Source organism: Acrocarpospora macrocephala (assembly GCF_009687865.1).
Lineage (GTDB): Bacteria > Actinomycetota > Actinomycetes > Streptosporangiales > Streptosporangiaceae > Acrocarpospora > Acrocarpospora macrocephala.
This window is the reverse complement of the sequence record NZ_BLAE01000016.1, coordinates 48,522-62,841: the sequence shown is the minus strand read 5'-3', so window position 1 is coordinate 62,841 and position 14,320 is coordinate 48,522. Positions and strand designations below refer to the sequence as shown.

The following is a 14,320-nucleotide window of genomic DNA, read 5'->3' as shown; positions in this document are numbered from 1 at the left end:
TGCGCGGGCACACGCGCCCGGCGGCGCAGGCCTGGGAGCGCACGCGCGTTCGGGAACGACACCAGGCTGCCGCGAATCCCGGCGGAGGCCGGCCGCGAGCAGTTCGGCGAGGTGCATGCCTTCCCGGCCGCCGCTGTCGAGCTGATGGATCTGGGTACGGCAGCTGAACCCGTCGGCGAGCACGGCGGTCTCCGGGGCCTGTCCCGCTCGAAATTAGGATTCTGGGCTTGAGCTGGGCGTTCTTCCGTGTCAAGCAGCGTTGCTGTACTGGTTGATCAAGCCGCCGATGACCGGGGTGCGCCGCACTCGCCGTACATCCAGGCGGACGCCAGCTAGCGGCGTGTCCGAGGGGGCATCTGGCGGGCATTGCCGCAGCGCTTGATGCGGCCGATGGGAGTTGTAGTGCCGGGCATACTCGTTCAGCACCGTACGCGGGTGCGCCTGGTTGTAGATGAGCATCCGGTCTAGCAGTTCCCGGCGGATTGTGCCCACCAGGCGCTCGCAGATCGCGTTCGCCCGTGGAGCGTCGGGAGGCGTCACGATGACCTCGACACCCTCGTCTTGGAACACCGTGTCGAAGGCGACAGTGAATTTGCTGTCGCGATCGCGGATCAAAAAGCGCACGATCATGTAGGCGAGAGACAACAACACCTCACAACCGTCTCAGATGGGCTCGCGCACCCGCTGCCAAAGCCCCAGCTCACACACCAAGTTCGAGTTTCCGAGCGGCACAACCATACGAGCACACCGGAGATCGAAAACGCCGCAGGCAGGCGAATAAGGCTAGGTGGTAAACAAAGGAAACCCCAGATCACAACATGTGAACGGGGGCTTCCTCTGGGTGCGCCGCCAGGGAATCGAACCCCGGACCCGCTGATTAAGAGTCAGCGGCCCTGAGTGATCAACCGTCCGCCAGCCTGCCTGGACGTCCCGTGTCGTACCGTTTCGTCCCTGACTCCGCTGATTTTCATGCCGGTCCGTCCGCGCCCGTGCCGGATAGGTTCCCGACATCCGAGCACACTACGAGCGCACCGACACCCACCCGATGCGGTCGTGATCTGTCACCGAACGTAAGGGGTGCAGTTCTCGTCCGGCCGCCGCCGCTCGATCTAGCGCAACAGACACTTCATCGGCATACCGTCAGGCCCCAGGGCTTTGGACTGGACAAATAGCTCCGAGTCGATCAACCGTACCCGGGACGGAGGGACGGTGACATGGGAGAGACAGGGTTTCAGGAGCTTCGGCCGGAGCCGGTCTGGGCGTCGGTACGGGGACGCACCTATCAGGGTGTGCTGCTGTGGCGGAAGGTCTTCCCCGGTACGGTCGACCAGGTTCCGCGGGCGCGTCATCTGGTCCGGGCGCTGCTGATGGACACCGCGTTCGCCGAGGACGCGGAGTACGTCACCTCAGAGCTGATGACCAACGCGCTGCGGCACGCGCCTCGGTCGGGCTCGCCCGCAGGCTCGGTCGTCCTGGAGTGCCTGCTGGCTCCCTGCCAGGTCCGCGTCGCCGTCTACGATCTCGGCGGGGGTGGCACGCCGAGGTTTGTGACGCCGATGCCGTTGAGCGGCCACGGGTACGGGTTACGCGCGGTCATGCTGATGGCGAGCCAGGCGGGGCGCGGCGGCAGCCCGGACGCCGGTCACGTGGTGTGGGCGATTCTCACGCACGAGTGACCTGGTGAGCGATCCGCCGCACTCGTCTCAGGTTCGGCCAGTGTCGTTGAGCTGGTGCTGGGCCTCGCTTAAGCGCTGCCGCGCCGAGGTCTGTTCGCTGGGTCCATCGGGTGTCGTGTCGATCTTGCCGAGGCGAGCTTGAGCAGGGCATAGGTGGAGTGGACGGGCAGGGCTGGCGAACGAAGTGCAGTTCGGCGGCTCATTATGCGGCACCTGGCGAGGCATCACGAGGACGACCGTGGTCGGCGCATCGTTTTTATATACATTGACATCGACCGCATTGTCTGCAGGGAGGAAATTCACACTCCTCGCATGGATAAATATTCGAACTTGATCCATGGCCACAGTGCGGACAAGCCAACATTTCTTCATACGGCATAGAACGAACGTTTGTGCGTCTAGTATAGGCGTCGCCTGCAACTCCTTTCCTAGAAAGTGTATCGAGGAGTATCGTCGTCGTTCGATTGGCTCCTGCCTCGGCCCATGCTTGAAGAAGGTTCGGGATCGGCGTATCCGGAAGCGGCTCTGAGATAGCGAGACGAAGATCTGACGTTGTCCAGCCACTCCAACGCTGTCGAATTCCCAAATCTCGCAATGGGTGGTGCTGCGGTACGACGAGTCCACGGTGAATGTGCAGTAAAGGCCAGCCATTGCTTGCGGCGAAAACAACGGCGGCTGTTCGTCGACGGATGAGGACCACTGCGCCGCGGACGGGAAGGCGGTTCGCGAGGGCTATTGCACATACCTCCTCACTGGCTCGGCTGGCGGCATATAACTGGTGAAGGTGTTCAGGGGTCGGTTTGTGTCCGTCTAGGACCCGTAGAATCGTGGCGTCGGGGAGGAGAATCTGAGCGGCGATCGCGTCACAGAGGCGTTCGACGTCAGCAGCGGGATTAGGTCTATCTGCAAGCCAGTCAAGAACGTCGTCATCCTCGTTCACGAGGAAATGGCCGAACTCATGTAGCAGGGTGAAGTTCTGGCGCCGTGAACGCGGCGACGGCGCGAAGCAGATAACACGATCAGTCGTAAGTGATACTCCGTCACACCACCCGCCTGCTCCACGACAGTCGCGAAGCTGATCTAGAGGAACGATATGCATGCCGAAATGACGAATCAGCGCATCTTCAGGCTCGAGCCCCAGTGCCTCGCGGATCTTGTTGGGTACCGAAGCGACCAATCTGCGCGCATGCAGCTTAGGGGTCATTCCAGATCATGTACCGGCGAATGGATCATTGGGCTGCCCACGACGAGCTCGTTCGTTCGCGAGCAATACGACCAGGACAGCTTTCCACTGACGAGTAGTAAGTGTCTGGGCTCCGCGATGTGCAGCTGCGTTAAACCGCTGGTGTAAGTCATCACGAGCAGCTCTCGGACTAATTCCTTGCAGACGTGCCCATTGATCAACGATCTCGTTCAGTTCGTCGCTGTACAAGACTTGTAGGAATGGATTCATGCTATCGTCCAGCCTGAGGGTTTCCATCGCCCCCGGCGAGTCCGTTCCTGAATGCATCAGCGCCTCGCTGGAGACGTTGAGTGTTGCCGCGAGGTCAGCCAAGAGGGCCAGAGCGACTTGCTCAGTGCGTTGTTCCCATCGAAATACGTCGGACGTAGTGGTCGACCAGCCGCATTGTTGGAGCGACTCGGCGATGCTGGAGGGCCTCCGGCTCCGCGCCTGTCGGGCTTTACGCAGAGCTCTCGGATCGAGAAGCACAGTCGGAACGGCACCGAGCGCGAGTGCGATCGGATCGTCACTCAGTGGTGGGAGCGGCTCGTCGACTATAAGGCGGTCGACATTGTTCCACGCTTCGAGCACTTTCTGTTGAAGCGTGGCGTCTAGACTATCGATTGCTGGCAGGACGTCTTTGCTTCCGTTTAAAACGTCTAGGTAGTCCAGCGCCAGTTGGGCTATTTGATCCTTCTCTGGATCGGCGTGATTCGGTGGCGGAGTTGAACTCGATGCGTCAAACACCTCCGGGCTCCTTTTTTCCCGAAATCGATCATCACTCGTCATGACGCCGAGCCTTTGCGGATGAGTATGGTGCCAAGAACAGCGCATGCAATGTCTGTGATAGGCTCAAACGTGGTACGGAGCCTCCAGTATCCTTTCATGATCCTTCTCCTGTCCGGCGGATTCGCGGCCATGCTCGATTAACGCCGAGCTCGTCGAGTAGGTCAGATATGGGCTTCTTGAGTAACTGTCCGACTCGTTGGCCCGTGACGCTGTGTCGAGCTCCGATTTCGATCCGCGTGTCGCCGGCCAGCAGTGATGACAGCATGGCCGCCTCTCGCTCGGCCAACCGGTCGAGGGTGCGTTGTACCGCGCAGCTGACCTCGTAGCTCCGTTGCCGCTCAATAATTTGATCGACGACGTCTGGGCAGATTTCTGCGATGTCCTCTAGCTCGTGGGGACTCCCGGCTCTTGACTGACTACTACTCTCAGGGGACTCGACCGTACGGGCCCTCTGCTGGCGGGAGGAGGCGCGTAGCCGGTCGAGTGCCGCGTTGCGTACTGACTGCATGAAGTACGCATCTGGAGTGTCCGGGACGTGGCCCGCAGCAAATCGAGCCGCGACCCTGACGACTGCGGTGGAGACCGCATCCTCCGCGTCGTGCTCGTTGCGCAGGATCGCACGTGCGGCGCGCATCGCAACTTCCCTGTTGCGCAGGTACAGGGCAGCAAGAGTCGGTGGATCGTCCTCGCCTGCCAAGTGTGGTGACCTCCGTTCTCCGCGCTTCTGCGGGTCGCGCCTCTACGCATGGTGACGTTAGCGATGGTCGCTCCGAAAGCTTTCCTGGTCAGAGGGCTGTCCCTGCCCGCACTGTGCTAGCCACTGGCCACGGCATCAACTGAAGCATCAGAACATTCTGAGCCGAGTGGCAGCCGAGCACACGGGGTGGGTCGCTAACATGGTGATCTTTACACTAGGCAGGAATCATCTGGTGAGTGACGAAGCCTGGCGCGAGTATCGGCGAGCGTTGCCGGTGAACGTGGTCGACGTTGCGCGAACGCGCCTCCTGCACGAGTATGAGCCGGTCACAAAGGAGCGGTTCGATCTTGGCCGCCATGCTGGCGTCGTACCTCGGGCCGAGGAGCCGGTTTATCGTTGGGCACGGTATAAGGAGGCGTACTCTCCTCGCCTAGTGCGAGAAATGCTCGATGAACTGCTGCCAGAGCAGCTCGGGCGACCGGGGGCGGAAGCACCGCTTGTGTACGACCCCATGGTGGGGTCAGGTACTTCACTGCTGGTAGCTGCCGAACGAGGGTTGCCAGCGCTCGGTGCCGATCTAATGCCCTTCGCAACCTTCCTCTCAGCAACATTGGTCCGGTGGGGCGAGGCGGACCCGCGGGCCGTCAGGCAGATCGCAGATGATGCGTTGGCCGGGTATACCTCCCTCGCAGGACGTGACTGGCTAGACGTACCTGCGGCGAAATGGGCCTTCTCACCATCGACGCTGACGACGCTGACCAAGTTAGTCGGTGCGGTAGATCGCGCGCCTACTGGGGTGGAGCGAGACTTGGTTCGTTTGGCCGTGCTGTCAGCGGTTGAGCAAGTCAGCTATGCGGTCAAGGACGGCACGTCGTTGCGACGACGACTGCCGGATGGTCCCGCACGACCTGGTCGTCCGGGACAACAACGCCGTGCGATGGGCGCCGCGGACGTGGTCGCGGGGGTCCGCCAGCGCATCGATTCCATCGTCTTGGATCTCGAGATCAGCAATTCCTCGTTTCTGCCGCAAAGTGCTGGAGGCCTAACCCCAGCCGACGAAGGCGAGCGCATGGAGGCGGCTTCGGCACAGGCGCCCAGATCTCCTGCCTCCCGGTTGATGGTCGTCCGCGCGGACACTCGCCAATGGCGACCCGCTCGCGAGACCTGCAGTGTTGTCGTTTTTAGCCCGCCGTACCCGAATAGGTACGACTATTCGGCCGTCTACCAACTGGAACTTGCTCTCGGGAATTTCGTCTCAGACGCGGCAGGGCTGCGACGCGTGCGCAAGCAATTGTTGCGCTCGCACCTTGAAGCGCCACCACGAGATGACTATCGCGTTGAGTTGCCGGCGCTGCGTGAGTTTCTGGCGGCTGTCAACGGCAGCCGCGTCAGCGGGGATCAGTCAGGTCGGATCCTGCGTATGGTGGCAGGCTTCTTCGAGGACATGGCCGATGTGCTCGACCGACTGGCTGAAGCGTTGCGCCCAGGTGGATCTGTTGGTTTAGTGGTGGGGACTCAGACGTACCTGGGTCATCATCTGCCAACTGATCTGCTGCTCGCCGAACTGGCCCGCAGCAGCGGGCTCGAAATACGTGAGCTGTGGGTTGTGCGCGCCAAGGGCGTGGCATCACAGCAGCGCGCCCGCGCCGGTTCGGCGAGCCGCGAAACGGTCCTGATATTGAGTAAGCCGTCCGCCCATCGACGTCGCAGCGGACGGACGGGTCGCACCGGACATTCATCGGTTCGCGAGGCGGGCGGCGGTGTATAAGAAGCCCTCCTGGATGGCGAGGCGGCCACCCCCGACGAGGTAACCTCGGTCGAGTCCGCGGTTGAACCTCTCGCAGCCGAACGCTACTGCGAGGCATTTGTGGCATCCTCCGCGTTCAGCCAAGCAGACTGGGTCATGGACGCAGCTGGCGGCTGCGTCGGCAGCGTCCGTGAGCCAGAGCTGAAGATGTTGTTCCGCGAGCGCGCCGAGAGCGCCGAGGTTAAACGAGTTGAACTTCGCAACGAATATCAGCGTGCTGGCCGCACGTTCGAGCAGATACTCCCCGACGGAGTTGGCTGAGAAGCTTGAATGATAGGCGAGCGCGTGCATCAGGAGATGTGACCAGACGTGAGTCACCCGCCGAATAGCGTCGGCAGCATCGGTCGATACGGCCGAGAAGCTGGTATCGAGTACCCAAGCTCGAGCCTGTTCAGGTGTCGGCTCCTCAGACGTTGACCATCGTGGAGTCCAGCCGTTGGCTCGGCAGAAATGCCACAAGACCACTGGATCAGCCTCAACCAGCAAACCTTCGGTGTCGGCATCGACGGCTATGAGAGGCAGTTGCTCGGTATCCCGTGTGGCATCCAGGGGAAGCAGTCGTGCACGCACGTCGGAGTGCACACGGCTGAAGCCGTACCCGACAAGGGCGATCGGGAATTCACGTACCAGTGATATTCGAGCCAGGCCCAGCTGGCGCGCGGTTTCGAGGCCGGTGCGAATCCGGTCAGCTAGCACGTTGCTTCCGGCCGATGAAAGAGCTGCAGCAACGTCTGCGAGATTGTCAACGGAGTGTCGAGCGTGGAGAAAGGCTCGCTCCAACGTTCGCCGATCGGCGGCTGCTGTAACCACGGTACTGGGTTGGAGGTTTGTCCGCGTTCGCTCCAGAGCTGGCTCGTCTCCCCGGGTTTCGTCGACCACTTTCTGCGCTCGGGCGATCGTCTCGACATCGTCGGGATAGCGCTCGCGAATCATGTTCAGCAGGTCCACCGCCTGCGAGCTGGGACTAGGTGCGCCAGCACCGCGGCCTGCGGCTAGCATCCCGGAGAGGTCGCCTATTGTGCCCATGTAGTGGCCAAGCGCATAGACCGCGGCGCGGTCGTTGTTACGTGCCTGGCGCATCTGGGCGTCCACGTTGACGAGCGTGAGACGATGCCCGTAGTAGGCGCGAGTGTCCCGCGCCGTCACTGGGGTGAGATTGCGGGTGCGGTTTGCCGGGTCGGCGGCGGCGAAGGTACAGCCGTTGCAGGTTGCGAACCGCATGCCGAGCCAGCGCCTACAGGTCTGCTGGCTACAGCGGAATCCCGCAGTAACGAAGGATCCAGTGTCCTCAAACGTACGCTGATCGTTCGGATGATCGGGACACTGTGGTAGCTGAAGCTGCTGTCTCTTACCGCATGCGTGAACCTGGTAGTAGGGAAGTTGCCGGTAAGTACCGGTCCGACACTGCCTACATCTGCGAGAGGCTGGAATCTCGGCCTCTGCCTGCCGGGAAGTCCGAAGCAGCAGAACATGTCCGCAGCTCCCACAGAACAGTCTGGTTGGCCAGACGTCCCACCTGACTAATTCAGGCCGCACGAGGCGGAACGTGTCTGCGTGCTCCATGACGTTAGAAGGAAAGCCGGAGGCGTCGCCACCGGCTGCCCGCCATTTGGTCAACTGCAGTTCGAGGGCTTCTAGAACCTGCTCGATGGGGATGTCCGGGCGACCGCCGCTGATGTCACGCACGACGCAGTAGACACCGTCCACCTCGTGCTCGAAGACCTGGCTAGGCATATGACCGTACTGGACGGTTACACGAGAACGTTGCACTGATGGGCTCCAATATGTTCGCCTGCTGTGCAGGAAAGCGTGTTCGTTCAGGCGGAGATCAGGTGTTGCCGCCTTCGTCGGCCATGTCCGGCAGGTCGTCGTTGGAGTCATCGCCGCCAAGCATCGTGAACATCCGTGAGGCGAATCCTCCCAACGCGCTGAAGTCCGCTGGAGCGTCGATGTCTCGAAAACTGGTTGGCGGCCGTGGACGCAGGCGCCGTTGCAACTGCGGATCGGTACCGGACAGTGATGCCAGCAACTCGTCGAGCACGTGATCAACGCGCAGCCGGAAGCTCTCGGCGACGACGGAGTCCAATACCTCGCTACGTAAGCCGAATGCCTGGTAGATGGAGTCACGCAACCGCATTTCGCCCGCCTCGCCGACGGCGGCCAGCCACGCTTCCGCTTGTACTGCTTTGCCGAAGTCGACCGGTGCAGGTCCGATGGCCTCCAGAGCGCCGGAGTCGCGGCCAATCTCGCTGAGTAACAGTGCCGCCACTAGGCCGCTGGCGGTTTTGCGCGGGGCGTGGAGGCTGAAACGGTTTAGTGCGACGGGTTCGACGAGAGTGTTCACATGCCGGTGGGTTGGGTCGAAGAAATGGAACACACTGCGGTCACGGAGGTGGTATCGGTTAAGAGCAGTGAAAACGAGTCCGACCTGCGATCGACCGGCTCGAGAGGTGGCCTGCACGTAGTAGGCCAATGTCGACGGCATCCCTAGGACGAATTGAACGTTGAGCCGAGCAAGGTCGACACCATGGCTGACGAGGCTGGTTCCCGCTATTACGGCGAGTCGGCGGCCAGCGGGCGTGGCGATGGTCTCCCGCTCGACGCGGCGAATGACTTCGCTGATTTCGGCGAGACGGTTCGCTCCGGTGAGACGTTGGGCCTGGAAAGGTGCGGGATCAGCAGTGACGCCGGCGCGGGATGCGTGGGTGAGGACATGGTCAGCGTCAGTCTTGCGGTTGACGTAGTAGAGCTGAAGTTCGTATGCGAAGAGCCATTCGTCTACGTGATCGGGAGTGACGGTCGTGAGACCAAGTTCCGTGATGACGTCAGCCGCATCCAAGGCGCGCAGACGTTCCAGTTCACGTCGGACAGCGTCGCCGCACGCGAGGGAGAAAGTGCTGGTGTCCATAAGTGAGGGTAGGGCGCCGACGAAGATACGTCGTGTTAGGTCGTCGTGCCGACGAGCGTAGAACGACTGTCCGTCGACCCAGCCTTCACTCGGGAACCGTCGGGGGCGAAGCGCGTAAAGTTGACGAACCTGGTTTGCGTAGTCGCTAATCGTCGCGGTGGCGGCCAGAACCTTGCTCGGTAGTCCTGACCCGGTGCGACACAGATGTTGCCACAGTGTCTCGTAGTGAGCCGCGAAGGTGCCGAGTTCCTCAGCGAGAAGGTGCAGCTCGTCTTGAATGGCTAGCGCTGGCGCCGGGTCGTGTGATCTGACAGCGCTCCATTCTCGGGGGTTGCGGCCGCAATGTTCGCGCGCGAGGCAGCGGGGTTCGGATCGACTGCCTTGCCGGAACGTGACGAACCCGTGGTCGGGGCACCGGTGGGCAGGCCCATGGGTCAGGTGAGAGAAGTGAGGATTGAAGGCTATGGTAGCCAGCTTGTCGACGGTGGCGACGAGGACGGTAGGTAGGTAGCGGTATACCTCATCGTCAGTGATGGACACGGGCAGGTCCCGGCTGCAGTCGGGGCAGGTGTGTCGGAGCCGGACGGTTTTAGTGTCGGGTCGAAGCGCGACCTGTTCATTGCCGCAGTAGGGGCAGGTGGGAAGAACTACGTTCTCACGCCGCCACGATGTGTTCTGCATCGCCATGGCATCAATGTCTCGCCATTTTGTGTCAGCTGCGTCGGTCAGCCGGTTTGGGGTGTTGTTTCGTCCGACGAAGTATCCCAGCTCGAACGGCTCCCCAAGATCCCAAATTTCGTCCTCGCTGGTACCGCGAGTGTGTTCGTGATATATCGAACGAACGAGTTCACAGCACACGATTAGTCGCAGGATGCGGTCCAGTTGCTGTACGGAGAGCATGCGTAGCGGGAATCTGATGATGCAGGTGGTGCCGAAACTCTTACCGCGCAGCCTGTCGTAGAACATGGCGGTGGCGGTGATGCCGTAAAGCGCTGCGCTCTTGCCGCCGCCGGTCGGGAACCACAGGACGTCGGCGTAGTTCAGTTCGTCCCGGAGTTGCTCGCCGGATGGTTCGCGGGCCGTGAGGGCGGCTAGGTGGAGCACGATGAACACGATTTGGAACAACCGCCACCGACGTACGGCAGGGGGTCCGGTCGGTGTGTAGACACCCCCCGGCGCGTCCATGCGGCGCATCGCCTGGTTCATCCAGCAGAACGCGAGTCCAATTCCGTCAGGGCTTGGGCTGCTCAAATCGGTTTCGATGAGGCCGATGCCGGCGGCAAAACGTCGACGTTCGTCCGCGAACGCATCCCGGTCCGCCCGGCATTGTTCTAACGCCTCGTCGCTGAGGGGTGGTTCGCTGGCAAGGTACTCGTCCCATCGGTCGAGGAAACCCTGCATGTGGTCGGCGATCTTGCTCAGTACTCGGACCGGATCTTGCGCGAGGTCTTTGAAGGTGGGTTCCAAGTCGGGCCGGGATTCGTACACGGCTTGCCGAAAGACCGGGAAGGCAGTGGTGACGAGACGGCCAGCGGTCGGATCGGACGCATCTTCGTCCAGGCAGCAGAACCGTCCATGCGCGTATACCAGCGGCGCGATTCGGTAGTCGGTGTCAACTGTGCGGTAGCCCATGTTCAGCAGGCTTCCGCCCGTGATCGTGGCCTCGAAGCTGGCATCGTAGACAGAAACCTCGGGCAGGAAGCCTCGGTCTCTTGGCGCGCGGGTGGCTGCATTGGAGAGGGTCAGCGCCAGGCGGATACGTCCAGTCGGATCACGATGGGCTGTCACAGTGAACTGTGGATCGGCAGTCGGTGCCGTCCAGCCGGGCTCGCCGTGGGCTGTGAGCCACGCATCGAATGTCTCGGGATCACTCATTGCCTTGCGCGGTATGCGTTGACCAGCGCTGTCGAGTAAACGGTACGGACCGCCAGCGGGTCCTATACCGGAAGTCCGAACATCGGATGTGCCCTGATCGCCAAGCGCATGCACAACGGCTGATCGCACGACACCCTGATCATCTATCGTGATGGGGACACTGTTTCTAGGTACGGGGATGCTTAGCTGAAGCGTCAGGTTGATGTTGTAGCGTCGGTAGACCAGCAAGATCGGATCGCTAGCCTCCTTGTTGGCTCGCCTGGACCTTGGACGGTCTGCGGACTCATCAAGTGCTTCTGGTCCAGAATGATTGGCCACCGCGTCGGTAACCGAAACGTGGGCGTCTTGGTTGAGGGCGGCCTGTTTTTCGGTGGTGCCGGCCCGCTGGTCCATAGGCCCGCTACCCTCAGAGGCATCCTCGTCGCCTGACGCACTCGACGAGGATGCCTCTGCCTCGTCGAGCTCACCTGCTTTACGGGCGACGAGAGCCGCGTGTTCGAACTGTTCTTCGTAGGTTGGAAAATGCTGTAGGTAGAGTGCAAAGTGCAGCTTGACGTCCACAGTCAAGCGTTTCTCACTAGGCATTACGAGGCAGGTCAGGCCGAACTCACTGGCGGGTAGCTGATCGACCGGAACACCCGGCTCGGCCGGTAGATCCTGGGCAACAACCATTTGGTCAACCACAGGCGGGTCCTGTGGTGCTAGGACGCCAAGGACGACCTGCTCCCTTGGCTGACGACCACGCAGTCGGCGTGCCTCTGGGCCGCGACCAGCGAGTCGTTCGTGCGATACCTCGATGAAGCGGCGCACGAGTCGCTCCTGATCGGCATGCAAAGCAACTCGTTGCGCATGCTTGCCCGCGTCCGATTCGGCCGTTTTCGCGGATGAGTCTACCGTTACAAGAACACCGGCCTCCCCAGGTTCGTCGCGTGCTAGTAGCTCACCGTCATCGAGCTTTGAGCCGATGGGCCGCGGTTTGATCGTCACAGGCAGACTCCAGACAATTCATTTCCATGTGCCGGCGTCGTTCGACGCCGCTATGGAATCTGACGCCAGTGGATGAAGTCGTGAAAGTCGACGAGACCGAGCGCGCTTGCCGGCGGCGCGCTCATCACAGTCTCCCGGTGTCGGCGTCGAGATCGGCTCGACCGAACGAGGTCACGGCCGCTTCATCGTCCAATAGGTCCACTGCGGTGCCCGGAGTTCCGGCCGGCTGGAACATTCGGGTCGCTTCGTCGATACTCCAGGGCCGCTGGAGTGCAGACGCGGGTGCGAATACGGCTTCTCCTACTGCGACTACTCGCCAGGCGGTCAGTTCCGCCGCGAGATCAGCGATCTCGTCGCCGAGCGTCACGCCAGCTCGGTCTAGGGCAGCAGTGTCACCGGTTGCGTGCCATCCGGCTAACTTGACAAGTGCCGAGCCGACTGTGGAGTGGTGGCTTCGGACCGCCCGCATCACGGCCGCAATGCGAGCGGCCTCTCCGGCCACTACCGCGCTGCCAGCGATTCGGCCGATGTGTGCCACATTCCGCGGATCAATCGGTCCGATCCGCCTAGTGTCACTCCATTGAGCTACCGCAGATGAAGTGATGTCGGCTCCCAGAGCGTTCAGGCGGCCAGTGAGTTCCATAACTGACCCTGTGGCGGCGAGGGCATCGTCAAGGGCGACTCGCCACAGTTGCAGTAATAAGCCAGCGACCTGCGGTCGCTGCTCAGCGATAAGCGGGCGGATGCGATCGAAGAGTGTTCGACGCTCTGGATCTGATACGCCGATGATCGTCATCCCCGGTGCGACCTCGGCGACGGCCTGGAGGCGAACACTGTCGTCTCGCAGGCGCTGGACGCGTGCAGACACCGCGAGGAGAAAGACAGTAGCGGGTTGGATTCGTTCTTCGCGGGCCGTTGACTGGACTACCACAGGCACTGCGAGTACGCGTCGCTTGTACGAAAGAGGGCTGCGGTCGGGAGCCTCGCACATGTCGTCGGCTTCGGCGTCAAGATCCGAGAGGTCAAGATCGATATCGTTTTGCGGTTCGGTGATCGCTGCGACAGCAATCGCATTCTGATCCGGCAGACGCACTGGGGTGATCCGACCGTTGACGATTGCCTGCATCGTGACGGCGACGTCCACCTCTCGGCCGTCAAGCTCGTCCTGGTCGGCAGCGACACCGGTGAGCGCGACCAATGTGGCACAGCGTTTGTCTCGGGCTTCCCCACGGCTTGGAGTGCCATAGGCGCTGCGGAGCGCTTGGTAAAGCCGCACATCGTCACCACGCCGTCCAAGGACGGTAAGGTCGCCAAAGTCTGTCGCCGCAATCCGACGCCGCCAGCGCACGGCGGGAGTACCGATGAGCAGCGTCGACTGATGCGTTCCAGCCGACTCGACCGTGTTGATGCTCCGAATGGTTACTAATGGCGTGTCCTCAATGGGCAGCGAGCCACTACTGACGAGCCGCCCGATCAGCGCGTCCCGAGCGGTCCGAGATCCGCACACAACGTCGAGCCGCTGACCGCGTCGGGAGGCGTCTTCCACCAAGTCAGCCACGACTTCCGTTACAGGGTTATGGTCGGTCAAAACGTCGTACGCAGCGCTCAAGCTTGCGCGAACAGCGCCCCAGTCGGCTGCCACGCGAGCGCGCCACGAAGCCGGGAAGTCGTTACGCCCGTCAGCGTCGAGCACATCGTCGAGAAGCCGCCGCAGCGTCCGGCCCCCGTATCGTGGCGCGACGCGATCGTAGTCAACCGTTCGGGTTGGCAACTCCGTCAGCAGACGTGCGAGACGAGCCGCCCGGCAAACTGGCCACGGCGCTGGTCCCCCACGTGCATAGCGAAGGCGCCCCAGTCGTTCCCGGATGTCGGCCAAAGCCGCGACGCCGGCGTCCTCGACCGTGAGTAGATGAGCTCGGCCGCGGACGACAGCCGTCGTTTGATTGTTCTCTCCGTTGGACAGTTCTGAGGGCTTACTGGCGACGCCAGCACCTGCCGCTTGTAGATACGGCCAGTCGACGATCCATGTATTCTCGCTGTCTACGGCTGGCGTAGGATCGGGTCCTATTGCCTGAGTGTCTCGCTCATCACTCACAAGGGTGATGTTTCCGATCGACTCTTCGTGTAGGTCGACAACGGTGATTATCAGGCTGCCTTGTGTAGCAGCCCAGCTTCTAGCGAGAGACAACCACTCGCAGTCGGGCTCGGACGCGGCGTCGATGACCACGACGCGCGGGAGAACGCCAACGACGGGCGGGAAGCCGGTTGCGGGCGAGACAAAAAGTAGTCGTGCAGCACCTGTCACAAGCCGTGGTCTGCCACCTCGCACAGGCGACGCCATGCCATCGCCACGGAGGCG

The 14,320-nt window shown here is 61.9% G+C and carries 9 protein-coding genes; 2 read left to right on the top strand and 7 right to left on the bottom strand.

Going from position 1 to position 14,320, the window contains the following annotated elements:
* Positions 1–249: 249 nt before the first annotated feature.
* The gene (locus Amac_RS15600; protein WP_218041105.1) at positions 250–651 is read right to left on the bottom strand and encodes an integrase core domain-containing protein; all 402 of its coding nucleotides are present in this window, start codon (positions 649–651) and stop codon (positions 250–252) included.
* 563 nt (positions 652–1,214) lie between these two features.
* Here Amac_RS15600 and Amac_RS15595 point away from each other — a divergent pair.
* Positions 1,215–1,676 carry an ATP-binding protein gene (locus Amac_RS15595; protein WP_155355103.1) on the top strand — a complete coding sequence of 154 codons (462 nt, stop codon included), beginning with the start codon at positions 1,215–1,217 and terminating at the stop codon, positions 1,674–1,676.
* Between the two features lie 256 nt (positions 1,677–1,932).
* Here the strand turns inward: Amac_RS15595 and Amac_RS57910 are convergent, their stop codons facing one another.
* The 3 genes from Amac_RS57910 to Amac_RS15580 all read right to left on the bottom strand — a co-directional run bounded on the left by Amac_RS57910 (position 1,933) and on the right by Amac_RS15580 (position 4,384).
* Complete coding sequence (locus tag Amac_RS57910) at positions 1,933–2,775, bottom strand: ImmA/IrrE family metallo-endopeptidase (protein WP_373869819.1); 843 nt, start codon at positions 2,773–2,775, stop codon at positions 1,933–1,935.
* Between the two features lie 111 nt (positions 2,776–2,886).
* Entirely contained in the window at positions 2,887–3,645 is a 759-nt protein-coding gene (locus Amac_RS15585; protein ID WP_155355101.1) for a hypothetical protein, read from the bottom strand.
* 136 nt (positions 3,646–3,781) lie between these two features.
* Complete coding sequence (locus Amac_RS15580; protein ID WP_155355100.1) at positions 3,782–4,384, bottom strand: RNA polymerase sigma factor; 603 nt, start codon at positions 4,382–4,384, stop codon at positions 3,782–3,784.
* 232 nt (positions 4,385–4,616) lie between these two features.
* On the opposite strand from Amac_RS15580, the gene Amac_RS15575 reads away from it, so the two are divergent.
* A complete protein-coding gene (locus Amac_RS15575) occupies positions 4,617–6,152 on the top strand; it encodes a hypothetical protein (protein ID WP_155355099.1) in 1,536 nt (511 codons plus the stop codon).
* On the opposite strand, the gene Amac_RS15570 is transcribed toward Amac_RS15575, so the two are convergent.
* The 3 genes from Amac_RS15570 to Amac_RS15560 form a co-directional block, all read right to left on the bottom strand.
* Positions 6,120–7,412, bottom strand: a complete 1,293-nt coding sequence (locus Amac_RS15570; protein ID WP_155355098.1) for a hypothetical protein — start codon at positions 7,410–7,412, stop codon at positions 6,120–6,122. The two genes, Amac_RS15575 and Amac_RS15570, sit on opposite strands and share 33 nt — an antisense overlap.
* A 607-nt stretch (positions 7,413–8,019) precedes the next feature.
* Positions 8,020–11,961 (bottom strand): P-loop NTPase family protein, encoded by a 3,942-nt coding sequence (locus tag Amac_RS15565; protein ID WP_155355097.1) that lies wholly within the window; start codon positions 11,959–11,961, stop codon positions 8,020–8,022.
* Positions 11,962–12,085: 124 nt separating this feature from the next.
* Positions 12,086–13,603 carry a DISARM anti-phage system protein DrmE domain-containing protein gene (locus Amac_RS15560; protein WP_170322500.1) on the bottom strand — a complete coding sequence of 506 codons (1,518 nt, stop codon included), beginning with the start codon at positions 13,601–13,603 and terminating at the stop codon, positions 12,086–12,088.
* Positions 13,604–14,320 lie beyond the last annotated feature (717 nt).